24 protein-coding genes and 1 pseudogene are annotated in these 24,819 nt (G+C 65.6%); 11 read left to right on the forward strand and 14 right to left on the reverse strand.

All coding sequences use genetic code 11. The features are described 5' to 3' along the window. Nucleotides 1-1,113 (reverse strand): PLP-dependent cysteine synthase family protein, encoded by a 1,113-nt coding sequence (locus DL544_RS18020; RefSeq protein ID WP_005419477.1) that lies wholly within the window; start codon nt 1,111-1,113, stop codon nt 1-3. 125 nt (nt 1,114-1,238) lie between these two features. Between DL544_RS18020 and gloA the strand changes: the two genes are divergently transcribed. Both gloA and DL544_RS18030 read left to right on the forward strand, forming a co-directional pair. Then, nucleotides 1,239-1,757, forward strand: coding sequence for a lactoylglutathione lyase (gene gloA / locus DL544_RS18025; protein WP_033834977.1), 519 nt, complete (start codon nt 1,239-1,241; stop codon nt 1,755-1,757). A 95-nt stretch (nt 1,758-1,852) separates the two neighbouring features. After that, the gene (locus tag DL544_RS18030) at nt 1,853-2,281 is read left to right on the forward strand and encodes a VOC family protein (RefSeq protein WP_139727692.1); all 429 of its coding nucleotides are present in this window, start codon (nt 1,853-1,855) and stop codon (nt 2,279-2,281) included. Between the two features lie 67 nt (nt 2,282-2,348). On the opposite strand, the gene DL544_RS18035 is transcribed toward DL544_RS18030, so the two are convergent. Both DL544_RS18035 and glmS read right to left on the reverse strand, forming a co-directional pair. After that, nucleotides 2,349-2,780 carry a CBS domain-containing protein gene (locus DL544_RS18035; protein ID WP_033834978.1) on the reverse strand — a complete coding sequence of 144 codons (432 nt, stop codon included), beginning with the start codon at nt 2,778-2,780 and terminating at the stop codon, nt 2,349-2,351. A 447-nt stretch (nt 2,781-3,227) separates the two neighbouring features. Next, nucleotides 3,228-5,066, reverse strand: a complete 1,839-nt coding sequence (gene glmS / locus DL544_RS18040) for a glutamine--fructose-6-phosphate transaminase (isomerizing) (protein ID WP_065186214.1) — start codon at nt 5,064-5,066, stop codon at nt 3,228-3,230. A 203-nt stretch (nt 5,067-5,269) separates the two neighbouring features. Here glmS and DL544_RS18045 point away from each other — a divergent pair, with 203 nt between their 5' ends. From DL544_RS18045 to DL544_RS18075, 7 genes and pseudogenes are all read left to right on the forward strand, one after another. Next, entirely contained in the window at nt 5,270-6,547 is a 1,278-nt protein-coding gene (locus DL544_RS18045; protein ID WP_139727694.1) for an efflux RND transporter periplasmic adaptor subunit, read from the forward strand. A 28-nt stretch (nt 6,548-6,575) separates the two neighbouring features. Continuing rightward, the gene (locus DL544_RS18050) at nt 6,576-7,298 is read left to right on the forward strand and encodes an ABC transporter ATP-binding protein (RefSeq protein WP_005419487.1); all 723 of its coding nucleotides are present in this window, start codon (nt 6,576-6,578) and stop codon (nt 7,296-7,298) included. Nucleotides 7,299-7,308: 10 nt separating this feature from the next. Next, nucleotides 7,309-8,607, forward strand: coding sequence for an ABC transporter permease (locus DL544_RS18055; RefSeq protein WP_005419489.1), 1,299 nt, complete (start codon nt 7,309-7,311; stop codon nt 8,605-8,607). Between the two features lie 20 nt (nt 8,608-8,627). Further along, nucleotides 8,628-9,844 (forward strand): annotated as a pseudogene (locus tag DL544_RS18060) (ABC transporter permease). A gap of 16 nt (nt 9,845-9,860) precedes the next feature. Continuing rightward, complete coding sequence (locus DL544_RS18065; protein ID WP_065178013.1) at nt 9,861-10,232, forward strand: PDZ domain-containing protein; 372 nt, start codon at nt 9,861-9,863, stop codon at nt 10,230-10,232. A 123-nt stretch (nt 10,233-10,355) separates the two neighbouring features. Then, on the forward strand, nt 10,356-11,702 hold the full coding sequence (locus DL544_RS18070) for a sigma-54-dependent transcriptional regulator (protein WP_065178012.1): 1,347 nt from the start codon (nt 10,356-10,358) through the stop codon (nt 11,700-11,702). Then, nucleotides 11,699-13,051, forward strand: coding sequence for a sensor histidine kinase (locus tag DL544_RS18075; protein ID WP_065186213.1), 1,353 nt, complete (start codon nt 11,699-11,701; stop codon nt 13,049-13,051). Before DL544_RS18070 ends, DL544_RS18075 begins: the two co-directional genes overlap by 4 nt. 68 nt (nt 13,052-13,119) lie before the next feature. Here DL544_RS18075 and DL544_RS18080 read toward each other — a convergent pair whose 3' ends face one another. Both DL544_RS18080 and glmU read right to left on the reverse strand, forming a co-directional pair. Further along, nucleotides 13,120-13,653: a GNAT family N-acetyltransferase gene (locus DL544_RS18080; protein WP_053497585.1), complete on the reverse strand. Its 534-nt coding sequence runs from the start codon at nt 13,651-13,653 to the stop codon at nt 13,120-13,122. After that, complete coding sequence (gene glmU, locus DL544_RS18085; RefSeq protein WP_139727696.1) at nt 13,622-14,989, reverse strand: bifunctional UDP-N-acetylglucosamine diphosphorylase/glucosamine-1-phosphate N-acetyltransferase GlmU; 1,368 nt, start codon at nt 14,987-14,989, stop codon at nt 13,622-13,624. The genes DL544_RS18080 and glmU overlap by 32 nt, the downstream gene beginning before the upstream one ends. Before the next feature lie 83 nt (nt 14,990-15,072). Between glmU and DL544_RS18090 the strand changes: the two genes are divergently transcribed. Further along, entirely contained in the window at nt 15,073-15,456 is a 384-nt protein-coding gene (locus tag DL544_RS18090) for a GtrA family protein (protein WP_005419508.1), read from the forward strand. A gap of 222 nt (nt 15,457-15,678) precedes the next feature. Here the strand turns inward: DL544_RS18090 and DL544_RS18095 are convergent, their stop codons facing one another. The 9 genes from DL544_RS18095 to DL544_RS18135 form a co-directional block, all read right to left on the reverse strand. Beyond that, a complete protein-coding gene (locus tag DL544_RS18095) occupies nt 15,679-16,101 on the reverse strand; it encodes a F0F1 ATP synthase subunit epsilon (protein WP_005419509.1) in 423 nt (140 codons plus the stop codon). A 113-nt stretch (nt 16,102-16,214) separates the two neighbouring features. After that, the gene (atpD, locus tag DL544_RS18100) at nt 16,215-17,621 is read right to left on the reverse strand and encodes a F0F1 ATP synthase subunit beta (RefSeq protein WP_005419510.1); all 1,407 of its coding nucleotides are present in this window, start codon (nt 17,619-17,621) and stop codon (nt 16,215-16,217) included. A 37-nt stretch (nt 17,622-17,658) separates the two neighbouring features. Next, nucleotides 17,659-18,522, reverse strand: coding sequence for a F0F1 ATP synthase subunit gamma (atpG, locus tag DL544_RS18105; protein ID WP_005411129.1), 864 nt, complete (start codon nt 18,520-18,522; stop codon nt 17,659-17,661). 97 nt (nt 18,523-18,619) lie between these two features. Continuing rightward, nucleotides 18,620-20,167, reverse strand: coding sequence for a F0F1 ATP synthase subunit alpha (atpA, locus tag DL544_RS18110; protein WP_005419511.1), 1,548 nt, complete (start codon nt 20,165-20,167; stop codon nt 18,620-18,622). Between the two features lie 44 nt (nt 20,168-20,211). Beyond that, a complete protein-coding gene (locus DL544_RS18115; protein WP_005411131.1) occupies nt 20,212-20,739 on the reverse strand; it encodes a F0F1 ATP synthase subunit delta in 528 nt (175 codons plus the stop codon). Nucleotides 20,740-20,741: 2 nt separating this feature from the next. Beyond that, complete coding sequence (locus tag DL544_RS18120) at nt 20,742-21,212, reverse strand: F0F1 ATP synthase subunit B (protein WP_005419512.1); 471 nt, start codon at nt 21,210-21,212, stop codon at nt 20,742-20,744. 106 nt (nt 21,213-21,318) lie between these two features. Then, entirely contained in the window at nt 21,319-21,624 is a 306-nt protein-coding gene (gene atpE / locus DL544_RS18125) for a F0F1 ATP synthase subunit C (RefSeq protein ID WP_005411133.1), read from the reverse strand. Nucleotides 21,625-21,697: 73 nt separating this feature from the next. Next, complete coding sequence (gene atpB / locus DL544_RS18130) at nt 21,698-22,498, reverse strand: F0F1 ATP synthase subunit A (protein ID WP_005411134.1); 801 nt, start codon at nt 22,496-22,498, stop codon at nt 21,698-21,700. 31 nt (nt 22,499-22,529) lie between these two features. Next, complete coding sequence (locus tag DL544_RS18135) at nt 22,530-22,895, reverse strand: hypothetical protein (protein WP_014648497.1); 366 nt, start codon at nt 22,893-22,895, stop codon at nt 22,530-22,532. 455 nt (nt 22,896-23,350) lie between these two features. Here DL544_RS18135 and DL544_RS18140 point away from each other — a divergent pair, with 455 nt between their 5' ends. Continuing rightward, the gene (locus DL544_RS18140) at nt 23,351-24,169 is read left to right on the forward strand and encodes a hypothetical protein (RefSeq protein ID WP_005419516.1); all 819 of its coding nucleotides are present in this window, start codon (nt 23,351-23,353) and stop codon (nt 24,167-24,169) included. Nucleotides 24,170-24,819: the final 650 nt, after the last annotated feature.

Here is a 24,819-nt window from a genome sequence, read left to right on the forward strand (position 1 = left end):
CTACAGCGCTTCCAGGCTGCACCACGGCAGCTCGGGCAACCCCTGCCCGGCCACCGCCGCGGCCAGCTGTGCATCGGCGCCGTCGACATCGATGCCCTGGCGCAGGTACCACGCCGGGTCGTAATAGCTCTGCGCGTAGCGTTCGCCGCTGTCGCACAGGATGCTGACGATGCTGCCCTGGTGGCCCGCCTCGCGCATCCATTGCGCGGCCTGCAGCACGCCGATGAAGTTGGTGCCGGTGGAGCCACCGACGCGGCGGCCGAGCTGGCGGCTGACATGGCGCATCGCGGCCAGGCTCAGCGCGTCGGGTACCTTGACCATCGCATCGACGCTGGTCGGGATGAAGCTCGGCTCCACCCGTGGCCGGCCGATGCCCTCCACGCGCGAACCACCACTGCAGGTCAGGTCGCGCCAGTCCTGTCCACCGGCCACAGCGGCCCGGTAGCCGTCGAAGAACACCGACACTTCCGGGTCCGCGCACAGGATGCGGGTATCGTGGCGGCGGTAGCTGACATAGCGGCCCAGGGTGGCGGCGGTACCGCCGGTGCCGGGGCTGCACACGATCCATTCCGGAACCGGGCTGGGCTCTTCGGCCATCTGCTTGAAGATGGACTCGGCGATGTTGTTGTTGGCACGCCAGTCGGTCGCGCGCTCAGCGTAGGTGAACTGGTCCATGAAGTGGCCACCGGTTTCACGGGCCAGCTTTTCCGAATCACAGTTGAGGTCGCAGGCACGTTCGACCAGGTGGCAGCGGCCGCCCTGGAACTCGATCGCGGCGATCTTTTCAGGCGAGGTGGTGGCCGGGATCACTGCAATGAACGGCAGGCCCAGCAGGCGCGCGAAATAGGCTTCGGACACCGCCGTCGAGCCGCTGGACGCTTCGATCACCGGTCGCCCTTCGCGCAGCCAGCCATTGGCCAGCGCATACAGGAACAGCGAGCGCGCCAGCCGGTGCTTGAGGCTGCCGGTGGGATGGCTCGACTCATCCTTCAGGTACACATCGATGCCCTCGAACCCGGGCAGCGCCAGCGGGATCAGGTGGGTATCGGCGGAGCGGTTGAAATCGGCTTCAATCTTGCGGATGGCGGCGGCCACCCATTCACGCTGCGACATGGCGGGCAATCGTTGTCAGGACGGAACGGTGCGATCCGGCCATTGTACGTCGCGGTACCGTCAGGTGCTGGCCGGTAGAATGCCCCCATCCGGCCGGCAACGGCCCTGTCTGAAGGACCTCCCCCATGACCATTCCCGCCCTGCGCGATGTCCCCGGCGTCGCCGCCCAGGCCCCGGCCGAAACCACCGGCTTCGTGTTCAACCACACCATGCTGCGGGTGAAGGACATCACCGCCTCGCTGGACTTCTACACCCGCGTGCTCGGCTACCAGCTGATCGACAAGCGCGACTTTCCCGAAGCCCAGTTCAGCCTGTACTTCCTGGCCTACGTCCCAGCTGGCGTGGCGGTTCCGGAAGATGACAGCCAGCGCCGCCTGTGGATGGCCGGCCTGCCGGGCGTGCTGGAACTGACCCACAACCACGGCACCGAGAGCCAGGACGGCGCGGTCTACCACGACGGCAACAGCGACCCGCGCGGCTTCGGCCACATCTGCGTGTCGGTGCCGGACATCGAGGCGGCCTGCCAGCGCTTCGAGGACCTCGGGGTAACCTTCCAGAAGCGCCTGACCGACGGCCGCATGAAGAACCTGGCCTTCATCAAGGACCCGGACGGCTACTGGGTCGAGATCATCGCCAACGTCTGACCCCGAAAAGGGGACGAAGGGGATTAAGCCGTTTCTGGCACTATTGTGCTGGAAGCGACTTAATCCCCTCCGTCCCCTTTTTCTGTGAGGTTCGTATGGAAACGATGGAACTGCACCGTGGCCGCCTGATCGACCACATCCAGCTGGTGGTGCGTGACCTGGCCGCCAGCCGCCGCTTCTACCAGGCAGTGTTCGATACGATCGGCATCCCACTGGGCGGCGAAGGGCCAGACTTCTTCTGGGCCGACGAGCTGTTCATTTCCAGCGCCAGCAGCCGTGCCGCCGCCGGCCAGTTGACCGACCGCCACCATCTCGCCTTCCAGGCGCGCGACAGCGCAACTGTTGATGCCTTCCACACTGCCGCGATCGCCGCCGGCGGTACCGACAATGGCGCGCCAGGCGAACGCCCCTACCACCCGGGCTACTACGGCGCCTTCGTGCTCGACCCCGATGGCAACAACATCGAAGTGGTCTATCACGGGCCGGCGAACTACAGCGCCGATTCGGTGAAGGTCACTTTCTGATATCACCGGCGCCGTGAATGAAGAAGCCGGGCAATGCCCGGCTTCTCTGCTTCCAGCGCTGCGGCCCTCAGTGGGCGGCCATGTAGATGTCCTGCAGCACGGCCTTTTCCAGTTCCAGCTCGCCCAGCAGGTTCTTCACGATATCGCCCAGGCTGAGGATGCCAACCAGGCGGGTGCCTTCAGTGACCATCAGGTGACGGCGCCGCGAGTACGTCATCAATGACATGGCCTGTTTCAGCGTGGCGTCCGGCGCAATGCCCTCCAGACCGGTGGACGGCAGGCTGGAAATCACCCGGCGGCCGGCCTGCGGGCCGTCGTCGGCCAGGGTGCGCACGATGTCCTTCTCGGAAATGATGCCGACCGGGGCATCGTCCTTCATCACCACCAGCGCAGCGATCCTGTTCGCGCTCATCTTGTGGGCGGCGGCACCGATCGTGTCTTCGGCATCGATGGTGATGACAGCTTCTTTCTTGGATTGCAGGAGTTCGCGGACGTTCATTCTTGTTTCCTGGTGCAGGTCACTGAAGTCAAAAAAGTGTGCTCTTCCGATACGCCCCCTCCCAGGGAACAGACCTTTCAGCGCACGTCTGGCGCACCCGTCTGCCGCTTGGAATCACTCGGCAGACGATGTGCTGCAACGCGAACGAGGCGGGTTCAATCGCTCAACCCTAACCTCGGCCAGATCGATTCTACGACTGCGACCCTCGGTCACTACCGGCATCGATAGGACAGTTCGTCGTGGGAACCAACTGACGATCCAGAGAATGGCACCGTGGCTGAAACCGCCGCTGAATACAGGCGGCTTCGCGCATTAAAGAATGATTGCCTGCTGCCGACGACGGACAGAACGCCCGGAGGCTGTCCCACTTCGTACTGCGTCCGGCACAAACGAAAGGGGCCTCGCAGGCCCCTTTCGCATGCAGCATCCCACAGCTCCGGGAATGCCTTACTCCACCGTCACGCTCTTGGCCAGGTTGCGCGGCTTGTCCACGTCGGTGCCGCGTGCCAGCGCGGTGTGGTAGGCCAGCAGCTGCACCGGGATGGTGTGCACGATCGGGCTGAGCACGCCGGCATGGCGCGGCGTGCGGATCACATGTACGCCTTCGGACGCGTTGAAGTTGCTGTCCTGGTCGGCGAACACGAACAGCTCGCCACCACGCGCACGCACTTCCTGCATGTTCGACTTCACCTTCTCCAGCAGGCTGTCGTTCGGCGCGATCACCACCACCGGCATGTCCTCGTCCACCAGCGCCAGCGGACCATGCTTCAGCTCACCGGCCGGGTAGGCCTCGGCGTGGATGTAGGAGATTTCCTTGAGCTTGAGCGCGCCTTCCAGCGCGATCGGGTAATGCAGGCCGCGGCCCAGGAACAATGCGCTGCTCTTGCGCGCGAAACGCTCGGCCCAGGCGGCGATCTGTGGCTCCATGTTCAGGGCGTGCTGCACGCTGCCCGGCAGGAAGCGCAGCTGCTCCAGGTAGTCCGCTTCCTGCGCCGCGTCGATGCGGCCATGCAGCTTGCCCAGCACCACGGTCAGCTGGAACAGTGCGGCCAGCTGGGTGGTGAAGGCCTTGGTCGAGGCCACGCCGATCTCGGCGCCGGCGCGGGTGTAGCAGACCAGTTCGCTGGCGCGCGGGATCGCACTTTCCGGCACGTTGCAGATCGACAGCGTGTGCTGGTGGCCCAACGATTTGGCGTACTTCAGCGCTTCCATCGTATCCAGCGTTTCGCCGGACTGCGAGATGGTCACGATCAGATGCTTGGGGTTCGCGTAGGCCGCGCGATAGCGGTACTCGCTGGCGATTTCCACGCTGCACGGCAGGCCGGCGATGGCTTCGATCCAGTAGCGCGCGGTCAGGCCCGAGTAGTAGCTGGTGCCGCAGGCGATGATCTGCACGCCTTCGATGCCCGACAGCACCGCTTCGGCGTTCTTGCCGAACAGCCCGGCCGGGAAACCACCGGCATCGATCGCCGCCTCGATGGTGTCGCCCAGCGCGCGCGGCTGCTCGTGGATTTCCTTCTGCATGAAGTGGCGGTACGGGCCCAGCTCCAGCGATGCCAGCGACACGTCGGACAGGTGCACGTCGCGCTCGACCGGCTGGTCGTGCTCATCGAAAATGCGCACGCCGTCGCGACGGATCTCAGCGGTGTCGCCCTCTTCCAGGAAGATCACCTTGCGCGTGGCCGAGATCACGGCCGAGACGTCGGAGGCGACGAAGTTCTCTCCCTCGCCCAGGCCGACCAGCAGCGGGCAGCCCATGCGCGCGCAGACGAAGCGCTCCGGCTCGGCGCGGCTGACCACGGCCAGCGCGTAGGCACCGGTCAGCTCCTTCACCGTGTGCTGCAGCGCCACCAGCAGGTCGTCGCCGCCCTTCAGATGATGGTGGATCAGGTGCGCGATGACCTCGGTGTCGGTCTGCGATTCAAACGTGTAGCCCAGCGCGCGCAGCTTCTCGCGCTGCTCTTCGTGGTTCTCGATGATGCCGTTGTGCACCAGCGCCACACCGTGGCTGATGTGCGGATGTGCATTGGCCTCGGTGACACCGCCGTGGGTGGCCCAGCGGGTGTGGCCGATGCCCAGCACCGCATTGAAGCCCTCGGCCTCGGCCGCCGTGGCCATTTCCGACACTCGACCGGTACGACGGACGCGACGGACTTCGGGGCGCTCGGCGTGGTCGATCACTGCGATGCCCGAGGAGTCGTAACCACGGTACTCGAGCCGCTTCAGGCCTTCGATCAGTACCGGCACCACATCGCGATCAGCGATTGCGCCCACGATTCCACACATGTCACGCGATTCCTTGGAGACGATCGGCGCATTCTAGCCTGCGTGTCCGGCTTCCCCCTCCTGTCCGCTTAATGAAAGTGTCCGGAAAGGTGTCCGCGGACACCCGGACACTCCCCCGAAATCCCCAACCCCTTGAACTGAAAGGAAATAAGGTTGGCACGCTACGTGCTTGGTATTGGCTACCACCGTCAGGCACGCACCCGATGATCCGCGACACTTCCGCACAGGACCAGATCGTTTCCTCCGCCCCGGCCGGCACCACCCGCGCCAGCTGGCATCGCTACCGCTGGCTGGCGCTGGGCGCCATTGCGCTGCTCGCCGGCATCGGCTGGGCGGTCCATGCCTGGTCCAATGCCAGCCGCTCCTTCGACAGCAGCCGCGTGCGCATCGCCGAGGTGAAGCGGGGCGACCTGGTCCGTGACATCGCTGCCGACGGCCGCGTGATCGCCGCCGACAGCCCGATCCTGTACGCGATCTCGGCCGGTACCGTGGACCTGAAGGTCGTCGCCGGTGACGTGGTCAAGAAGGGCCAGGAGCTGGCGATCATCGACAGCCCGGAACTGCGCAGCAAGCTGGCCCAGGAACAGGCAACGCTGGCCGGCCTGGAAGCCGAGGCCAGCCGCGCCGCGCTGGACGCGACCCTGGCCCGTGCCAAGTCACGCAAGGAAACCGACCAGGCCACCATCGAACGCCAGGCCGCCGACCGCGACCTGCAGCGCTACCAGCGCGGCTACGACGGCGGTGCGGTGCCGCAGATCGACCTGGCCAAGGCGAAGGACTCGCTGAAGAAGGCCGACATCACCCTGGCCAACGCCACCACCGACGCGCGCCTGCAGAGCCAGGGCGCCGACCTGGATGCCCGCAACAAGCGCCTGCTGGCCGACCGCCAGAAGGCCGTGGTGGCCGAAGTGCAACGCCAGGTCGATGCACTGACCCTGCGCGCCCCGTTCGATGGCCAGGTCGGCCAGGTCCAGGCGGTGCAGTCCACCAACCTGGCCGCCAACGCGCCGGTGCTGGGCGTGGTCGACCTGTCCAAGTTCGAGGTCGAGATCAAGGTGCCGGAGAGCTTCGCCCGCGACCTGGCGATCGGCATGCCGGCCCAGCTGACCGGCGGCAACGGCCAGCCGTTCCCGGGCGAGATCAGCGCGGTATCACCGGAAGTCGTCAACGGCGAGGTCAACGCCCGCGTGCGCTTCGCCAGCGCGCAGCCGGAAGGCCTGCGCCAGAGCCAGCGGATGTCGGTGCGCGTGCTGCTCGATACCCGCAAGAACGTGCTGAAGGTCGAGCGCGGCCCGTTCGTCGAACAGGGCAACGGCATGGCCTACGTGATGGATGGCCGCACCGCCGTGCGCCGCCCGGTGGAACTGGGCGTCAGCAGCCTGGGCGAAGTGGAAATCAAGTCGGGTGTGCAGCCGGGCGACCGCATCGTGGTCTCCGGCAGCGACCTGTTCAAGGACGCCGAACGCGTCTCCGTCAACTGATACCTGAATCCTGGAGAGAGGACACCCCATGTACATGCTCGAAATGCGTTCGGTCGCCAAGGTCTTCCGCACCGAACAGGTGGAAACCCACGCGTTGCGCTCCCTGGAACTGCAGGTCAAGGAAGGCGAGTTCGTCGCCGTCACCGGTCCGTCCGGTTCCGGCAAGACCACCTTCCTCAACATCGCCGGCCTGCTGGAAACCTTCACCAGCGGTACCTACATGCTGGACGGGCAGGATGTGAGCACGCTGGGCGATGACGCCCGCAGCCGCCTGCGCAACCAGAAGATCGGCTTCATCTTCCAGGGCTTCAACCTGATCCCCGACCTCAACCTGTTCGACAACGTCGACGTGCCGCTGCGCTATCGGAAGATGAGCGCCAACGAACGCCGCGAACGCATCGAGAAGGCGCTGACCCAGGTCGGCCTGGGCTCGCGCATGAAGCACTACCCGAACGAGCTGTCCGGCGGTCAGCAGCAGCGTGCGGCGATCGCGCGTGCACTGGCCGGCAGCCCGCGCCTGCTGCTGGCCGACGAACCGACCGGCAACCTGGATACGCAGATGGCGCGTGGCGTGATGGAACTGCTGGAGGAGATCAATGCCGCCGGCACCACCATCGTAATGGTCACCCACGACCCGGAACTGGCCGCGCGTGCGCAGCGCAACGTGCACATCGTCGACGGCCAGGTCACCGACCTGGTGCGCGAGCCGGTGCTGGCCACGCCGCGCCACATCGTCGCCGTCAACGAGTGAGGGCATTCCCATGTTCGCCTACTACGCCCGATTGGCGGTACGCAGTTTCCGCCGCAACAAGGTCCTGACTGCGCTGATGGTGGTAGCCATCGCCCTCGGCATCGGTGCCTCGATGACCACCCTGACCGTGTTCCACGTGCTGTCCGGCGACCCGATCCCCGGCAAGAGTGACCGGCTGTTCTATGTGCAGCTCGATGCCGCGACCGGCGCCTATGTCGCGGGCGAGGAGCCGGAAACACAGTTGACCCGCTTCGACGGTGAAGCCCTGCTGCGCGAAGCCAAGGGCGAGCGCCAGGCGCTGATGAGCGGCGGCGGCGGCACCATCGAACCGGACAACAGCACCCTCAAGCCCTTCAGCATCGACACCCGCTGGACCTCGGCCGATTTCTTCCCGATGTTCGAGGTGCCCATGCAGTACGGCCGCCCGTGGACGCGCGAGGACGACGAAGGCCGCGCACGCGTGGTGGTCATCTCCAAGGCGCTCAACGACAAGCTTTACCAGGGCGCCAACAGCGTAGGCCGCGACCTGCGCATGGAAGGCCAGAGCTACCGCATCGTCGGCGTGATGAAGGAGTGGAGCCCGGAACCGCACTTCTACGACCTGACCACCGGCAGCTACGGCAAGAACGAGGACCTGCTGCTGCCGATTTCCACGTCCTTCGACCTGAAACTGGGCAGCAACGGCAACATGAACTGCTTCGGCGAAAATCCCGACGGCAACAGCTACTCGCTCAATGCGCCGTGCGCGTGGCTGCAGTACTGGGTGGAGATGGACCCGGCCAAGGCCGCCGACTACCGCCGCTACCTGGAGAACTATTCGAGCCAGCAGCGCCAGGCCGGCCGCTTCAAGCACCCGCCGAACGTGCGCCTGCGCACCGTGATGGAATGGCTGGACTTCAACGGCGCGGTGCCCAGCGATGTGCGCCTGCAGCTGTGGCTGGCACTGGGTTTCCTGGGGGTCTGCCTGGTCAACACGGTGGGCCTGCTGCTGGCCAAGTTCCTGCGCCGCAGTGGTGAGATCGGCGTGCGCCGCGCACTCGGTGCCAGCCGTGGCCAGATCTTCCTGCAGTGCCTGGTGGAAGCCGGCGCGGTCGGCGTGGTCGGGGGCGTGCTGGGCATCGGCCTGGCCCTGCTGGGCCTGTTCGCGGTGCGCCAGCAACCGGTGGAGTACGCAAAGCTGGCCCACCTGGACGGCAACATGCTGCTGCTTGCGCTGGGCTTGACCCTGTTCGCCAGCCTTGCCGCCGGTTTCCTGCCTGCCTGGCGCGCCATGCAGGTCACTCCGGCCATCCAGCTCAAGTCGCAGTAAGCACCCGAACGAGGACTCCCATGGACATCCGCCCCATCCTCAGCACGCTGCGCCGGCACAAGACTGCCGCTGCCCTGATCGTGCTGGAAGTCGCACTGACCTGCGCCATCGTCTGCAACGCGCTGTTCCTGGTCAGCCAGCGCGTGGAGAAGATCAGCATGCCCAGCGGCATCGCCGAGAACGAACTGGTGATGCTCCGCGTCAGCGGCATCGGCAAGCAGACCGATGCCATGGCCCGCACCCGTGAGGACCTGGCGTCATTGCGTGCGCTTCCCGGCGTCAGCAACGTCACCATCATCAACCAGGTGCCTTTCCGCAACGGCTCGTCCAGCAGCAGCATCTCGCGGGAGATCGACCAGGAACGGCCGACCACCAACGCCTCGATGTACACCCTGTCCGAGAACGGGCTGGCCACGATGGGCATCAACCTGATCGCCGGCCGCGATTTCCTGCCCGGCGAGTACCAGAACTTCGAAGACGCCAGCAAGGGGGGCGCCAAGGAAAACGCCATCCCGGTCATCCTCACCCAGGCCACCGCCGCCAAGATGGAACCCAACGGCAGCGCGCTGGGCAAGACCTACTACATGGGCAAGCAGCCGCTGCATGTGGTCGGCATCGTCGACACGCTGAGCACGCCCAACGGCTGGAATGACAACTGGACGAACTCCATGCTGCTGCCCATGCGGCGCACCTTCGACGAGGGTGGCACCTATGTGCTGCGCACTTCGCCGGAACGCCGCCAGGAGGTGCTTGATGCGGGGCTGCTGTACTGGAGCGCAATGACCCCAATCGGCTGATGCGCGACAAGCTGACCTATGAAGACCAGCGCAAGGACTTCTTCAAGAACGACCGCGCGATGGTTGGCCTGCTGATCACCGTCAGCGTCTCGCTGCTGGTGGTGACCGCACTGGGCATCATCGGCCTGGCCAGCTTCTGGGTGCAGCAGCGCAGCAAGCAGATCGGCATCCGCCGCGCACTCGGTGCCACCCGCGGCCAGATCCTGCGCTACTTCCAGACCGAGAACTTCCTGCTGGCCTCGCTGGGCATCGTGCTGGGCATGCTGGCAGCCTACGCGATCAACCTGGCACTGATGAACCTCTACGAGCTGCCACGCATGCCCCTGTACTACCTGCCGCTGGGCGCGCTTCTGCTGTGGGTGCTGGGCCAGATCGCGGTGTTCGGGCCGGCCCGGCGCGCGGCAGCGGTCCCGCCCGCAGTCGCCACGCGGGGCGCGTGAGGTGCGTGCCTGCCGAATGCTGTTGATGGCACTGCTGCCACTGCCGGCGCTGGCCGGCGGTGGCAGCTCGCAGACGCTGGAATGGCGCCAGGATGATGCCCGCCTGGCGCTCCGCTCGACCGAGGGCCAGGTACGGGTGGACGCCGCGCGTCCGGAAGCCCGCTTCGGCGTGCGCAGCGGCGACCGCATCCTGCGCTTGGACGATACGGCCGTGCGGCGGATCGAGCATCTTGCCGATGCACTGCGGCATTCCAGTGCCCCGACTGTGTACCTGTTGCTGCGCCGCGACAAACGCGAGCTCACCGTCCCGGTGGACGCCACCTCGTGGCGGCTGGCGCTGGCCGCTCCGCCACCGCCGGCACCACCGCCTCCACCAGCGCGGCGCTGAAACCAGCCCGCCCTCGTCGCCACGGCTTTGGCTATGCTTGATGGGTGGCGCCGGGCTCTCCCGGCGTATGGATACGAACACGGCTCCATCGGCGCCGCCCATCCCTTTCTGCAGAACTGCTTGATGCCTTCGATCCTGATCATCGACGACAACGCCAGCGTGGGCACCGCGCTGGACGTGCTGTTCTCCCTGCATGACATCGACACCCTGCAGGCGCAGACCCCGGCCGAAGGGCTGGCCCTGCTCGAGTCGCAGCCGGTCGACCTGGTGATCCAGGACATGAATTTCAGCGAGGACACCACCTCCGGCGAAGAAGGCGAAGACCTGTTCGCACAGATCCGCGCACGCCACCCGGACCTGCCGGTGATCCTGCTCACCGCCTGGACCCACCTGAGCAGTGCGGTGGACCTGGTCAAGGCCGGTGCCGCCGACTACCTGGCCAAGCCCTGGGACGACCGCAAGCTGCTGACCACGGTCAACAACCTGCTCGAGCTGTCCGAGGCGCGGCGCGAGCTGGACCGCCGCCGCAGCCGTGAGCTGCGCCAGCGCAATGCGCTGGAAGAAAAGTACGAGCTGTGTGGTGCGGTCTTCGCCGATCCGGCCAGCGAGCGCGTCATTGCCCTGGCCTGCCAGGTCGCGCGCTCCGACCTGCCGGTGCTGATCACCGGTCCCAATGGTGCCGGCAAGGAGAAGATCGCGCAGATCATCCAGGCCAACTCGCTGGTGGCCAAGGGCCCGTTCATCACGGTCAACTGCGGCGCCCTGCCCTCGGAACTGATCGAGGCCGAACTGTTCGGTGCCGAAGCCGGCGCATATACCGGCGCCAACAAGGCACGCGAGGGCAAGTTCGAAGCCGCCGACGGCGGCACGCTGTTCCTGGATGAGATCGGCAACCTGTCGCTGGGCGGCCAGATGAAGCTCCTGCGTGTGCTGGAAACAGGGCGCTTCGAGCGTCTTGGCTCCAATCGCGAGCGCCAGGTCAAAGTCCGTGTGGTCAGCGCGACCAATGCCGACCTGCCGGCGATGATCCGCGACGGCACCTTCCGCGAAGACCTGTACTACCGCCTCAATACGGTGGAATTGGTACTGCCACCATTGGCCGAGCGCCCGGGCGACATCGTGCCCCTGGCCGAGCGCTTCCTGACCGCCGGCAAGCCACTTTCCAGCGCCGCCACCGCGGCCTTGCAACGGCACCCCTGGCCCGGCAACGTGCGCGAACTGCGCAACGTGATCCAGCGGGCCGAGTTGCTGGCGACCGGCAACCGCATCGAAGTGGCCGACCTGAACCTGCCGCGTGCCGCACCTGCACCGCGACCGGCAGCCAGTGCCGGCAATGATCCTGACCGTGCGCGCATCGAGGATGTGCTGGCGCGCAACCACGGCGTCATCGCCCAGGCCGCCGCCGAACTCGGCCTGAGCCGCCAGGCACTGTACCGGCGCATGGACCGGCACGGCATCCCACGCGAATGAAACGGCGCTCGTTCACCTTCCGCCTGTTCCTGCGCCTGCTGCCGGTGCTGGCGCTGGCCGCCGCGTTGCCGTGGCTGCTGGCCTACTGGATGGACCATGGCTGGGTGGTGACCACGGTGTCGGCGCTGATCCTGCTGTCGCTGATGTGGTGGACCCTGCGCCGTGCAACCGCGCCGGTACGTTCATTGATGCGCGCCTTGGCCGGCACCACCAGCAGCTACCGCGACGGTGAGTACAACTTCGGTGTGTACTGGCCAGGCAACGACGAACTGGGTGACCTGGTGCAGGCGCACCGCGAACTGGGCGACGTGCTGCGCGAGCAGCGGCAAGGCCTGGTGCAGCGCGAACTGCTGCTGGACACCATGGTACAGAACACCCCGGTGGCGATGCTGCTGATTGCTTCCGGCGGCGATGGCATCGCCCGCGTGGTGTTCTCCAACCTGGCCGCGCGCAAGCTGCTGCATGGCGGCTGGAAGCTGGAAGGCCAGCGCCTGGAAGAGGTGCTGGAACAGGTGCCGGTGGAGCTGCGCGATGCCATCGCCCGTGGCGGCGACAGCCTGTTCGCGGTGCATGCGGAAGGCGAAGACGGCGATGAGGACGACGAACAGGTCTATCACCTCTCACGCCGATCTTTCCAGCTCAACGGCCGCCCGCACGACCTGCTGCTGGTACGCCTGCTCACCGCCGAACTGCGCCGCCAGGAAGTGCAGACGTGGAAGAAGGTGATCCGGGTGATCAGCCACGAGCTCAACAACTCGCTGGCGCCGATCGCCTCGCTGGCCCATTCCGGCGGCGTGCTGGTACAGCGCGAGCGCTTCGATCGGCTGCCGGAGATCTTCACCACCATCGAAGACCGCGCGCGCCACCTGGAAGGCTTCATCCGTGGCTATGCGCGCTTCGCCAAGCTGCCGCAACCGCAACTGCAGACCGTGCACTGGGCGCCCTTCCTGTCCAGCCTGCGCCAGCAGATTCCGTTCGGCATGGAACGTGAACCGGACGAGGAACTGAGCAGCCGGATCGACATCGCGCAGTTCGGGCAGGCGCTGTTGAACCTGCTGAAGAACGCGCATGAAGCCTGTGCCGAAGCCGATCCGCCCAATGATGACGTGCAGGTGCAGCTGACGCGGTTGCCGCAATGGCTGCGCCTGGATGTGCTGGACCGTGGCAAGGGCATGAACGAGCAGGTGCTGCAGAACGCGCTGATGCCGTTCTATTCGACCAAGCGCAACGGTACCGGGTTGGGACTGGCACTGACCCGCGAGATCGTGGAGGCGCACGGTGGGCGGGTGTCGCTGCAGAACCGCGGTGATGGCGGGCTGTGCGTGTCGATCCTGTTGCCGATGGGGTGAGTTGCCGACTTGGCTCGGTCTGTCAGTAGAGCCACGCCATGCGTGGATGTGCCGACCAGGGTCGGCACCTACCAGACCTGCCGCATCGCCACCCGCAGATGCATTGGAAATCCCAGCGCGGCCTCTTCGGCCATCACCGCGCGCAGGCCCTCGCTCCACTGCGCCTCGGGCACTACCTCGAACCCTTCGCTGGCGTAGAAGGCTGCATTCCACGGCACATCGCTCAAGGTGGTCAGCACCGCTGCAGCAAAGCCAGTGGCCCTGGCCTGCGCCAAGGCATGCCGCAGCAATGCACGGCCATGGCCACGACGCGCGTGCGCTGGATCCACATCCATCTGCAGGACATGGAACTCGCCTGCCAGGTCGCCGGCCAGCAGGTAGCCGGCAACACCGCCGGCGGCGCCATCCACCACCCACAGCTGCCCACGCTCAAGGCCTTCCTGCAGCGTCGGCAGGTCCAGGCCGTGGCTGGCAAACACCGGATAGGCCTCGTGACCCCTCAGCAGTTCGCCGGCACGTTGTTCGATCGCCGGCAGCACACCCAGCTCATCGGTGCGCGGAACCCGTGGCTCAGGACTTCTTGACCGGGCGCTTCCAGCCATCGATGGTTTCCTGTCGTGCACGTGCCAGCGTCAGCTTGCCGTCCGGCGCGGTGCGGGTGATGACCGACCCGGCAGCGATGGTCGCGCCCTCGCCGATGGTGATCGGTGCCACCAGCGAGCTGTTGGAGCCGATGAAGGCGTTGTCGCCGATGGTGGTGGTCGACTTGTTCACGCCATCGTAGTTGCAGGTGATGGTGCCGGCACCGATGTTCACCCTGCTGCCGATCACCGCGTCACCCAGGTAGGTGAGATGGTTGGCCTTGCTGCCGACGCCGAGGGTGACCTTCTTGGTTTCGACGAAGTTGCCGACGTGTACGCCATCGGCCAGCACGGTACCCGGCCGCAAGCGTGCGAACGGGCCGATCTGCGCGGCACCTTCGGTCACCACGCCTTCCAGGTCGCAATGCGCGCGCACTTCGGTGCCGGGCCCCAGGTTGACGTCCTTCAGCCGGTTGAACGGGCCTACGGTAACGCCGTCACCGAGCACGACGTTGCCTTCAAGAACAACGTCGACATCGATCAGTACATCGCTGCCCACGGTGACGGTGCCACGGATATCCAGTCGTGCCGGGTCACGCACGCGCGCGCCCTGAGCGCACAGTGCACGCACCGCACGCCGCTGCCAGGCGCGCTCCAGCTGCGACAGCTGCCATGGATCATTCGCCCCCTCGGCCTCCTGTGCATCGGCGACCAGGGCCATCTCGGCCGGGGTGTACTCATGCGCGGCGAACGCGAACACATCGGTAAGGTAGTACTCGCCCTGTGCATTGCTGTTGGACAGCTGCGACAACCAGCGGCGCAGCGCGGTCGACTCTGCGGCGATGATGCCGGTGTTGATCGTGCGCACGCGCAGCTGGTCGTCGGTGGCGTCCTTCTGCTCGACGATGGAGCCCACCTTGCCCTCTGCATCGCGCAGCACCCGGCCGTACCCGGTCGGGTCATCGACATCGGCCACCAGCACTGCCAGCCGGCCCGGCTGCGCCAGCAGGTCGCGCAGGGTCTGCGCGCGGATCAGCGGCACATCGCCGTACAGCACCAGCACCTGCGCGGCATCGGGAACCTGCGGCATTGCCTGCGCCACTGCGTGGCCGGTACCGAGCTGCTGGACCTGTCCGGCCCACTGCAGGTCGGGCTGGCCGGCGAAGTACTGACGCACCGCCTCGCCACCATGGCCGTAAACCACGTGGATGGCCGCCGGCTGCAGCTCGCGGGCCGTATCGATCACGTGCGCCAGCATCGGCTGGCCGGCGATCGGCTGCAGCACCTTCGGCAGCACCGACTTCATGCGCTTGCCGGCGCCGGCGGCGAGGATGATGACGTGCAGGGCTTGGGTCATGGGAGCAGCAGTCCGTAGTTCGTTGCCGGTGATTCTAGAGCGTGGGCCGTTAACATGGGCATCCCTCCTCCTTCACCACGCCGATGAGCCTGCTCCGCCAGGGAAGCACCTACCTCGTGATCGGGCTCGTGCAGCTGCTGGTCGATTGGCTGGTGTTCGTGGTCGCCACCGCGCTGGGCATGCCGGTCGCGCCGGCCAACATCGCCGGTCGCCTGGCCGGCATGCTGCTGGGCTTCTGGCTCAACGGCCGCTACACCTTTGCCGAGGCCGGCACCCGCAAGCTGGGATGGAAGCGCTTTGCACGTTTCTTCGGGCTGTGGCTGCTGCTGACGGCGACGAGCACGCTGCTGGTCAGCCTGGTCGACCAGGCGCTGGGCCTGCAATTCACGTGGCTGGCCAAGCCGCTGGTGGAAGGCGGGCTGGCATGCGTGTCGTTCCTGTTGATGCGCTACGTGGTGTATCGCTGAGACGAGGCGGGAATCGGGATGCCGGATTGGGGGCGGGAACCGGAACGGTAGAGTCGACTGTCAGTCGACTGCTCTTCCGTGAGGTCGCGAAAATCCCGAGCTGCGCGCGGTAGTCGACTGACAGTCGACTCTACCCCCGTCGGCTCTACCCAATCGGCCCTGCCCCGCCCCAAACAAAAACGCCGGCACAGGGCCGGCGTTCTCGTGGATGCAGCGCGAACCTCAGTGCTTGAGATTCTTGCGCAGGCGTTCCAGTGCCTGCAGCTGGACGACGGCTTCAGCCAGCTTCTGCTGGGCTTCGGCCACTTCCATCGCTTCGCCGCGGTTGGCCAGGATGCGTTCGGCTTCTTCCTTGGCCTTGCGGACCGAGGCTTCGTCGATGTCCTGCGCGCGGATCGCGGTGTCGGCCAGCACGGTCACCACCTGCGGCTGCACTTCCAGGATACCGCCGGAGATGGCGAAATCCAGCTGCTCGCCGTTCGGCGTGGTGACCACCACCTTGCCCGGCTTCAGGCGGGTGATCAGCGGCGCGTGCTTGGGCGCGATGCCCAGTTCACCCAGCTCACCGGTGGCCACGACCAGGGTCGCTTCGCCACGGAAGATTTCCTGCTCGGCGCTGACGATGTCGCAACGGATCGTGCTCATGCAAATCTCTTCGCTGTTCGCGGCGGCGCAATGCCACCGTGGGGGTCCACCGGCGCGGGCGGTTGCCCGGCGCCGGCGTCAGGTCGGGCAGGATCGCTCCCGCCCGTCCCGGATCAGGCCTTCTCGGCCATCTTCTTGGCCTTCTCGACCGCTTCTTCGATGCCGCCGACCATGTAGAACGCCTGCTCCGGCAGGTGGTCGTACTCGCCATCGACGATGGCCTTGAAGCCACGGATGGTGTCCTTCAGCGGCACGTACTTGCCCGGCGAACCGGTGAACACTTCGGCCACGTGGAACGGCTGGCTGAAGAAGCGCTCGATCTTACGGGCGCGCGACACGGCCTGCTTGTCCTCTTCGGACAGTTCGTCCATGCCCAGGATCGCGATGATGTCCTTCAGTTCCTTGTACTTCTGCAGGGTCTGCTGGACGCGCTGGGCGGTGTCATAGTGCTCGTGGCCGATCACCAGCGGATCCATCTGGCGGCTGGTGGAGTCCAGCGGATCGACGGCCGGGTAGATACCCAGCGAGGCGATCGAACGCGACAGGGTGACGGTCGAGTCCAGGTGGGCGAAGGTGGTCGCCGGCGACGGGTCGGTCAGGTCGTCCGCGGGAACGTAGACGGCCTGGATCGAGGTGATCGAGCCGTTCTTGGTCGAGGTGATGCGCTCCTGCAGGACGCCCATTTCCTCGGCCAGGGTCGGCTGGTAACCCACCGCGGACGGCATACGGCCCAGCAGTGCCGACACTTCGGTACCGGCCAGGGTGTAGCGGTAGATGTTGTCGACGAACAACAGGACGTCCTTGCCCTTGCCGTTTTCGTCCTTCTCGTCGCGGAAGTACTCGGCCATGGTCAGGCCGGTCAGCGCGACGCGCAGGCGGTTGCCCGGCGGCTCGTTCATCTGGCCGTACACCATCGCCACCTTGTCCAGGACGTTGGAGTCCTTCATTTCGTGGTAGAAGTCGTTGCCCTCACGGGTACGCTCACCCACGCCGGCGAACACGGACAGGCCGCTGTGCGCCTTGGCGATGTTGTTGATCAGCTCCATCATGTTGACGGTCTTGCCGACGCCGGCGCCGCCGAACAGGCCGACCTTGCCGCCCTTGGCGAACGGGCACATCAGGTCGATGACCTTGATGCCGGTTTCCAGCAGCTCGGTGGCCGGGGACTGGTCTTCATACGACGGCGCAGCGCGGTGGATTTCCCAGTTGTCGCTGGCAGCGACCGGGCCGGCTTCGTCGATCGGACGGCCCAGCACGTCCATGATGCGGCCCAGGGTGCCGGCGCCGACCGGCACCGAGATGCCGCGGCCGGTGTTGACGGCAACCAGGTTGCGCTTCAGGCCGTCGGTGGAACCGAGGGCGATGGTACGCACCACGCCGTCGCCCAGCTGCTGCTGGACTTCGAGGGTGATCTCGGTGTTTTCGACCTTCAGTGCGTCGTACACCTTCGGCACCGATTCACGCGGGAATTCGACGTCGACGACCGCGCCGATGATCTGAACGATCTTGCCCTGACTCATTGCTGCATCCTCTAATGTGTGCTTTGAACGAACGCGGTCAGACTGCTGCCGCGCCGCCGACGATTTCGGAGATTTCCTGGGTGATCGCTGCCTGGCGCGCCTTGTTGTAGACGAGCTGCAGGGTGCCGATCAGCTTGTTGGCGTTGTCGCTCGCCGCCTTCATCGCAACCATGCGTGCGGCATGCTCGGAGGCGACGTTTTCCAGCAGTGCCTGGTACACCAGCGACTCGATGTAACGCGTCATCACGTGCTCCAGCACGGTCGCGGCATCGGGTTCGTACAGGTAGTCCCAGTCGTGGTGAGCGACCTGCTTCTCGGCCGGCGGCAGCGGCAGCAGCTGATCGAAGCTGGCCTTCTGCACCATGGTGTTCACGAAGCGGTTGTAGACCAGGTACACGCGGTCGATCTTGCCTTCGGTGAAGGCGTCGAGCATGACCTTGATCACACCGATCAGCGATTCCAGCTTCGGCACGTCGCCGATGTGGGTCACGCTGCCGACCATGTTGACCTTCACGCGGCGGAAGAAGGTCGATGCCTTCTGGCCGATGGTCACCAGGTCCACTTCGGCACCCTTGTCCTGCCATGCCTTGGCTTCGCCCAGCATCTTGCGGAACAGGTTGTTGTTCAGGCCGCCGGCCAGACCGCGATCGGAGGAGATCACGATGAAACCGACCCGCTTTACCTGCTCACGCTCGACCAGGAACGGATGCTGGTAGTCGGTGCTGGCCTGGGCCAGGTGACCGATCACCTGCTTCATCGCCTGCGCGTACGGACGCGAGGTCTTCATCCGATCCTGCGCCTTGCGGATCTTGGAGGCCGAGACCATTTCCAGGGCGCGCGTCACCTTGCGGGTGTTCTGCACGCTCTTGATCTTGGTTTTGATTTCGCGTCCGCTTGCCATCTCTTGTTTCCCGTGGCGCGGGGCTGATGCCCCGCGTTGTTCAACCGTTTGTCATCTGGTCCAGCGGAGCCGGTGGCTCCGCTCTACAGGACCGCGATTACCAGCTGCCGGTGGTCTTGAACTCGGCGATGCCCTTCTTGAAGGCACCTTCGATGTCGTTGTCCCAACCGCCGGTAGCGTTGACCTTGCTGATCAGCTCGCCCTGGGTATTGGCGAAGTGGGCGTGCAGGCCTTCTTCGAACGCCAGCAGCTTGTTGACCGGCACGTCATCGAGGTAGCCCTCGTTGACGGCGTAGATCGACAGCGCCTGGTTGGCGATCGACATGGGCGCGTACTGCTTCTGCTTCATCAGCTCGGTGACGCGCTGGCCACGCTCCAGCTGCTTGCGGGTCGCTTCGTCCAGGTCCGAGGCGAACTGCGCGAACGCAGCCAGCTCACGGTACTGGGCCAGCGAGATACGGATACCGCCCGACAGCTTCTTGATGATCTTGGTCTGGGCCGAGCCACCGACGCGCGACACCGAGATACCGGCGTTCACGGCCGGGCGGATGCCGGCGTTGAACAGGTCGGTTTCCAGGAAGATCTGGCCGTCGGTGATCGAGATCACGTTGGTCGGAACGAAGGCGGACACGTCGCCGGCCTGGGTTTCGATGATCGGCAGCGCGGTCAGCGAGCCGGTCTTGCCGGTGACCTTGCCTTCGGTGAACTTCTCGACGTATTCCTCGGACACGCGGGCAGCGCGTTCCAGCAGGCGCGAGTGCAGGTAGAACACGTCACCCGGGTAGGCTTCGCGGCCCGGCGGACGCTTCAGCAGCAGGGAGATCTGGCGGTAGGCGACGGCCTGCTTGGACAGATCGTCGTACACGATCAGCGCGTCTTCGCCGCGGTCCATGAAGTACTCACCCATGGTGCAGCCCGAGTAGGCGCTGATGTACTGCATGGCAGCCGATTCGGAAGCGGTCGCGGCGACCACGATGGTGTGGGCCAGCGCGCCGTTCTCTTCCAGCTTGCGCACGATGTTGGCGATGGTCGACGCCTTCTGGCCGATCGCAACGTACACGCACTTGATGCCGGTGCCCTTCTGGTTGATCACCGCATCGATCGCCATGGCGGTCTTGCCGGTCTGGCGGTCACCGATGATCAGCTCGCGCTGGCCACGGCCGATCGGGATCATCGAGTCGACCGACTTGTAACCGGTCTGCACCGGCTGGTCGACCGACTTGCGCCAGATCACGCCCGGAGCAACGCGCTCCACCGGAGCGGTCAGGTCGGTGCCCAGCGGGCCCTTGCCGTCGATCGGCTCGCCCAGCGCGTTCACGACGCGGCCCAGCAGTTCCGGACCGACCGGCACTTCCAGGATGCGGCCGGTGGTCTTGGCGACATCGCCTTCGCGCAGGTGCTCGTAGTCACCCAGGACCACGGCGCCGACCGAGTCGCGCTCCAGGTTCAGGGCCAGGGCGAAGGTGTTGTTCGGCAGTTCGATCATTTCGCCCTGCATCACGTCGGCCAGACCGAAGATGCGCACGATGCCGTCGGACACGCTGGTCACGGTGCCTTCGTTGCGCGATTCCGCGGCCAGCTTGACCTTCTCGATGCGGTTCTTGATCAGTTCGCTGATTTCGGAGGGGTTGAGCGTGGTTGCCATCGTCAAGTCCTAGTGCCGGCAGCGGGGCCGGACGTTAAATGAATTCAGTTAGCGAGCGCGGTCTGCAGACGGGCCAGCTTGCCCTTCAGCGAACCATCGATGACCACGTCGCCGGCGTCGATCACGGCGCCGCCGATCAGCGAAGCATCGACCGCAGTGGTCACGTCGACCTCGCGGTTGAAGCGCTTGCGCAGCGCGACCTTGATCGCGTCCAGCTCGCCGGCCGACAGCTCGGCAGCCGAGGTGACGGTGGCCTTGACCACGTGCTCGGCTTCGGCGCGCAGGGCGTCGAACATGCCGGAGATTTCCGGCAGCAGCGGCAGACGATGCGATTCGGCCAGGATGGCCAGGAAGCGCGAGTAGGTCTCGCCGTGGGACACCGGCGCCAGCAGGGCGACGGCGTCGTCACGACCCAGCTCCGGGTTGGCGAGCAGGGCCGCCACGCGCGGGTCGGCGGCGACGTGGGCGGAGAACGCCAGGGCGTCCGACCACGGCGCGAACGCGCCTTCGTCGCGCGCGGTCGCGAACGCGGCGCGGGCGTACGGGCGGGCAAGCGTGAGGGCCTGGCTCATCCTTAGATCTCCGAGGCCAGCTCGTCGAGCAGCGCCTTGTGGGCGTTGGCGTCGATTTCGCGCTTGAGCAGCTTTTCGGCACCGGTCACGGCCAGCGCGGACACCTGCTTGCGCAGATCTTCACGGGCACGGTTGGCGGCGGCGTCGATTTCAGCCTGGGCCAGTTCCTTCTGACGGGTGGCTTCGGTGATCGCTTCGTTGCGGGCAGCATCAACGATCTGGTTGGCACGCGCATGGGCCTGATCGATGATCTCGTTGGCCTTGGTGCGGGCTTCCTTCAGCGCTTCGTTGACCTTCTCCTGCGCCTGGGCCAGATCTTTCTGGCTGCGGTCGGCAGCAGCGAGGCCTTCAGCAATCTTCTGCTGGCGCTCTTCGATCGCGTTCATCAGCGGCGGCCAGATCTTGGTCGCGATGATCCAGATCAGACCAGCGAAGGCCAGCGCCTGCGCAAGAAGGGTGAAATTGATATTCATGGTTAGCTCGATCGCTGGTTTCGGGGTGGACGCGCCGCCGAAGCGGCACATCCGGCCTTCATCCGAAACCGGGTGCATCAGCACCCGGTCGTCTCAAACCGCTGTATCAGCCGGCCAGAGCCTTGGTGACGGCGCCAGCGAAGGCAGCCGACAGCGGGTTGGCGAAGGCCAGCAGCAGGCCAACGGCGACCGAGATGATGAACGCGGCGTCGATCAGGCCGGCGGTGATGAACATGCGGACCTGCAGGACCGGGATCAGTTCCGGCTGGCGGGCGGCCGACTCCAGGAACTTACCAGCCATGATGGCCAGACCCAGACCGGCGCCCAGCGCGGCCAGGCCGATCATGATGCCGACGGCAAGGGCGGTGGAGCTCTGAATCTGCGCGAAGTTGGTCAGGACGGCGAAGTACATGGTTATCTCCAGGAACTTAAGTTGCTAAGGGTGATGAAACGGATGAAGGTTGAAACGCGTTGAAGCTTGAAACTCAGTGAGCGTCTTCCGACAGGCTCAGGTACACGATCGACAGCATCATGAAGATGAAGGCCTGCAGCGGGATCACCAGCAGGTGGAACAGCATCCAGCCGAGGCCGAACACACCACCGGCAATGGCACCGAAGAAACCGGCACCACCCAGCACCCAGATCAGCAGGAACACGATTTCGCCGCCGAACATGTTGCCGAACAGTCGCATCGCCAGCGAGATCGGCTTGCTCAGCCACTCGACGATGTTGAGGATCAGGTTGAACGGCATCATCCACTTGCCGAACGGCGCCGTCAGGAATTCCTTGATGAAGCCGCCCAGGCCCTTCGACTTCAGTGCGAAGAACAGCATCAGGAAGAACACGCTGATGGCCATGCCCAGGGTGGCATTGACGTCAGCGGTCGGGACCGGCTTCCAGTAGTGCACGCCCGCCCATTCCAGCGGCTTGGCAATGAAATCGGCCGGGATCATCTTCAGCAGATTCATCAGCAGAATCCAGAAGAAGATGGTGATGGCGATCGGCGTGACCAGCTTGCTCTTGCCGTGGTAGGTGTCCTTGGCCTGGCGGTCGACGAACTCCAGGCAGATCTCGACGAAGGCCTGCCACTTGCCCGGCACGCCGGCGGTGGCCTTGCGGGTGCCCAGCCAGAACGCGACAACGATCACCAGGCCCATCAGGACCGCGGTGAGGAAGGTATCGACGTGGATATGCCAGAACATACCCTCACCCTTGCCGACCGGCGCGGTCAGGTTGTGCAGGTGATGCTGGATGTAGCTGGTAGGGGTTAGAGCCTCGCCCGCCATGTGTCCGGAACCTTCAGTTAATTGAATTCTGTCAACGCCTGGCCATCGCCAGGACCTGGAACATCAAGCCGACGGCGATACCGGCCAACAGCGCCAATGCAGGCAGCTTGAAGACCAGGAACCCCACCAGCAGGACGCCGAAAACCACGACCCACTTGGCCACGATCGCAATGATCAGGCGAGCCATCGCCGATCCTGCGGCCACCGCACCACCCCCCAGCGCCATCCTTGCCGCCACCCAGCCACCGGCCGAAATGGCCACACCGGACGCCAGCGCGCCGAGGGCATATTTCGGACCGACCAGCAGGAAGGCCAGGGCCAGGACAGCGACCGCGGCCAGCGGGTAGACCGCGGCGCGCAGCATCAGTCGCCGACCCGCATCAACGGAGTTCAGCACAGGACGTCCCGCGTGGTTGCAAGTGGAAGGCTGAGGCGGCTACAGCAGGGGGCCTCATCGAGCCGCCAAATTATAGCAATGGGACAATTTGCGAGACAACCGCTGCCTGTTCATCCCGGGAAGCCGCAAGTTGCGGTAACGGTTACATTTTTGCGTACCACCCGGGGGACAATGACGTCCGCATGATGCTGCACCGCAGTATTGAACTTTGGTCGCAGGCGAGGAACTTTCGCCGGATGCGCGGGTCCGATCTTTCGACCTGCCTGCAGCATCCTCGTCGGCTCCACCCCGCAGGTCCCACGATGGCCCCGAAGCCCGTCTCCGGGGCCATCTTTTTGCATCGTCGCGACAGCACTGAACCGTGCACATGCCGTGGACCATACGTTCACGGATGGTGGACGGGCCTGTCCGGCACAGTGATCTTCATTCTGATGAACCACTGCAAGGACTCTTCGATGCGCCCCGTACCCACCCTGCTCGCTCTCTCCCTGATCGCCGCCGGCGCCTCGTTCGCCACCGCTGCCCACGCCGCCGAAGGCGACGACCGCTTTGCCCTGCGCCTGGGTGCGATGAACATCGACTCGGACAACACGCTCCGCGGCAAGACCAATGTCGCCGGGCAGGACATCGGTTTCTCCGAGGACTTCAAGCTGGGTGGCAAGGAGTGGGAGCCGCGCATTGACGGCATGTTCCGCATCAGCAACCGCCAGCGCCTGCTGTTCAACTATTTCAAGTACGACAAGGACCGCCGCGAGACCCTCGGCCAGGACATCTCCTTCGGTGACGTCAACGTGCCGTCCGGCAGCTTCGTCAAGGGCGAACTGAAGTACCAGGTGGCCAGCCTGGTCTATGACTACTCGGTGGTGGACACCGATACGTTCGACCTCGGCCTGCAGCTGGGTGCCGAGTACGCCAAGGTCAGCACCAAGGCCTACGCCGACCTCGGCACGGTGTACGAAGGCCAGTTCCTCAACGAGAAGACCGACGGCGTGGCGCCAGTGGTCGGTGCGCGATTGAGCTTCACCCCGTCCGAGAAGTGGATGATCACCCTGCAGGGCCAGTACCTCAACACGCGCTGGGGCAGCTTCGATGACTACAAGGGCGATCTGAGCCGCGCCAACGCCATCGTCGATTACCGCTTCACCAGGAACTTCGGTGTGTTCGCCGGCTACGACTGGTTCAAGCTCGATGCGGACAAGAAGGGCAGCGACGGCACCATCGGCCTGAAGCAGGAATTCAAGGGCCCGGTGGCCGGCGTCAGCTTCGTGTTCTGACACCCGCCCCTTCCACGGCTCTCTCTCCTGGCGCGGCCTCCGGAACATCGGGGCCGCGTTTTTTGTGGCATCGTCGAGCAGAGAAGCAGGTTGGCCGAGCGCGGGGGAGAGGGGCTTGCGTGCGAATGTCCCCCGGCGCCGGCCTGCGGCCGTCACCTCCTCCTTTACTTCGCACACAAGCCCCTCTCCCCCCGCGCATCAGGCATCCACGCGGCCCAGGCAGTGGCTCTGGACTGTCCGCAAGCCGAGCCGCTGCGTGGGTGGCCGGCGTCTGGACAAAGTAAAGGAGGAGGCGACCACCGCAGGCGGACGACGGGGGACATTTGTCCAGACGCCTGCCACCTGCGCAGCGGCCCAGACCTTCGCGGTGGCAGTTACCGTAGACGCAGGCGTGGTCGAGCGCTGGAGGGAGCGGGGGCTGGCTGCGAATGTCCCCCGGCGCCGGCCTGCGGCCGTCACCTCCTCCTTTACTTCGCACCCAGCCCCCGCTCCCTCCGCGTGTCAGGCATCCAGGCGGCCCAGGCAGTGGCTCTCGACTACCCGCAAGCCGAGCCGCTGCGTGGGTGGCCGGCGTCTGGACAAAGTAAAGGAGGAGGCGACCGCCGCAGGCGGACGACGGGGGACATTTGTCCAGACGCCGGCCACCCACG

Source organism: Stenotrophomonas sp. pho, assembly GCF_006228405.1.
Lineage (GTDB): Bacteria > Pseudomonadota > Gammaproteobacteria > Xanthomonadales > Xanthomonadaceae > Stenotrophomonas > Stenotrophomonas sepilia.

Bases quoted from the DNA above. Each gene is read 5' to 3' on its own strand.
- DL544_RS18020 (WP_005419477.1), bottom strand. From the start codon at position 1,113: ATGTCGCAGCGTGAATGGGTGGCCGCCGCCATCCGCAAGATTGAAGCC.
- gloA (WP_033834977.1), top strand. From the start codon at position 1,239: ATGACCATTCCCGCCCTGCGCGATGTCCCCGGCGTCGCCGCCCAGGCC.
- DL544_RS18030 (WP_139727692.1), top strand. From the start codon at position 1,853: ATGGAAACGATGGAACTGCACCGTGGCCGCCTGATCGACCACATCCAG.
- DL544_RS18035 (WP_033834978.1), bottom strand. From the start codon at position 2,780: ATGAACGTCCGCGAACTCCTGCAATCCAAGAAAGAAGCTGTCATCACC.
- glmS (WP_065186214.1), bottom strand. From the start codon at position 5,066: ATGTGTGGAATCGTGGGCGCAATCGCTGATCGCGATGTGGTGCCGGTA.
- DL544_RS18045 (WP_139727694.1), top strand. From the start codon at position 5,270: ATGATCCGCGACACTTCCGCACAGGACCAGATCGTTTCCTCCGCCCCG.
- DL544_RS18050 (WP_005419487.1), top strand. From the start codon at position 6,576: ATGTACATGCTCGAAATGCGTTCGGTCGCCAAGGTCTTCCGCACCGAA.
- DL544_RS18055 (WP_005419489.1), top strand. From the start codon at position 7,309: ATGTTCGCCTACTACGCCCGATTGGCGGTACGCAGTTTCCGCCGCAAC.
- DL544_RS18065 (WP_065178013.1), top strand. From the start codon at position 9,861: ATGCTGTTGATGGCACTGCTGCCACTGCCGGCGCTGGCCGGCGGTGGC.
- DL544_RS18070 (WP_065178012.1), top strand. From the start codon at position 10,356: ATGCCTTCGATCCTGATCATCGACGACAACGCCAGCGTGGGCACCGCG.
- DL544_RS18075 (WP_065186213.1), top strand. From the start codon at position 11,699: ATGAAACGGCGCTCGTTCACCTTCCGCCTGTTCCTGCGCCTGCTGCCG.
- DL544_RS18080 (WP_053497585.1), bottom strand. From the start codon at position 13,653: ATGGCTGGAAGCGCCCGGTCAAGAAGTCCTGAGCCACGGGTTCCGCGC.
- glmU (WP_139727696.1), bottom strand. From the start codon at position 14,989: ATGACCCAAGCCCTGCACGTCATCATCCTCGCCGCCGGCGCCGGCAAG.
- DL544_RS18090 (WP_005419508.1), top strand. From the start codon at position 15,073: ATGAGCCTGCTCCGCCAGGGAAGCACCTACCTCGTGATCGGGCTCGTG.
- DL544_RS18095 (WP_005419509.1), bottom strand. From the start codon at position 16,101: ATGAGCACGATCCGTTGCGACATCGTCAGCGCCGAGCAGGAAATCTTC.
- atpD (WP_005419510.1), bottom strand. From the start codon at position 17,621: ATGAGTCAGGGCAAGATCGTTCAGATCATCGGCGCGGTCGTCGACGTC.
- atpG (WP_005411129.1), bottom strand. From the start codon at position 18,522: ATGGCAAGCGGACGCGAAATCAAAACCAAGATCAAGAGCGTGCAGAAC.
- atpA (WP_005419511.1), bottom strand. From the start codon at position 20,167: ATGGCAACCACGCTCAACCCCTCCGAAATCAGCGAACTGATCAAGAAC.
- DL544_RS18115 (WP_005411131.1), bottom strand. From the start codon at position 20,739: ATGAGCCAGGCCCTCACGCTTGCCCGCCCGTACGCCCGCGCCGCGTTC.
- DL544_RS18120 (WP_005419512.1), bottom strand. From the start codon at position 21,212: ATGAATATCAATTTCACCCTTCTTGCGCAGGCGCTGGCCTTCGCTGGT.
- atpE (WP_005411133.1), bottom strand. From the start codon at position 21,624: ATGTACTTCGCCGTCCTGACCAACTTCGCGCAGATTCAGAGCTCCACC.
- atpB (WP_005411134.1), bottom strand. From the start codon at position 22,498: ATGGCGGGCGAGGCTCTAACCCCTACCAGCTACATCCAGCATCACCTG.
- DL544_RS18140 (WP_005419516.1), top strand. From the start codon at position 23,351: ATGCGCCCCGTACCCACCCTGCTCGCTCTCTCCCTGATCGCCGCCGGC.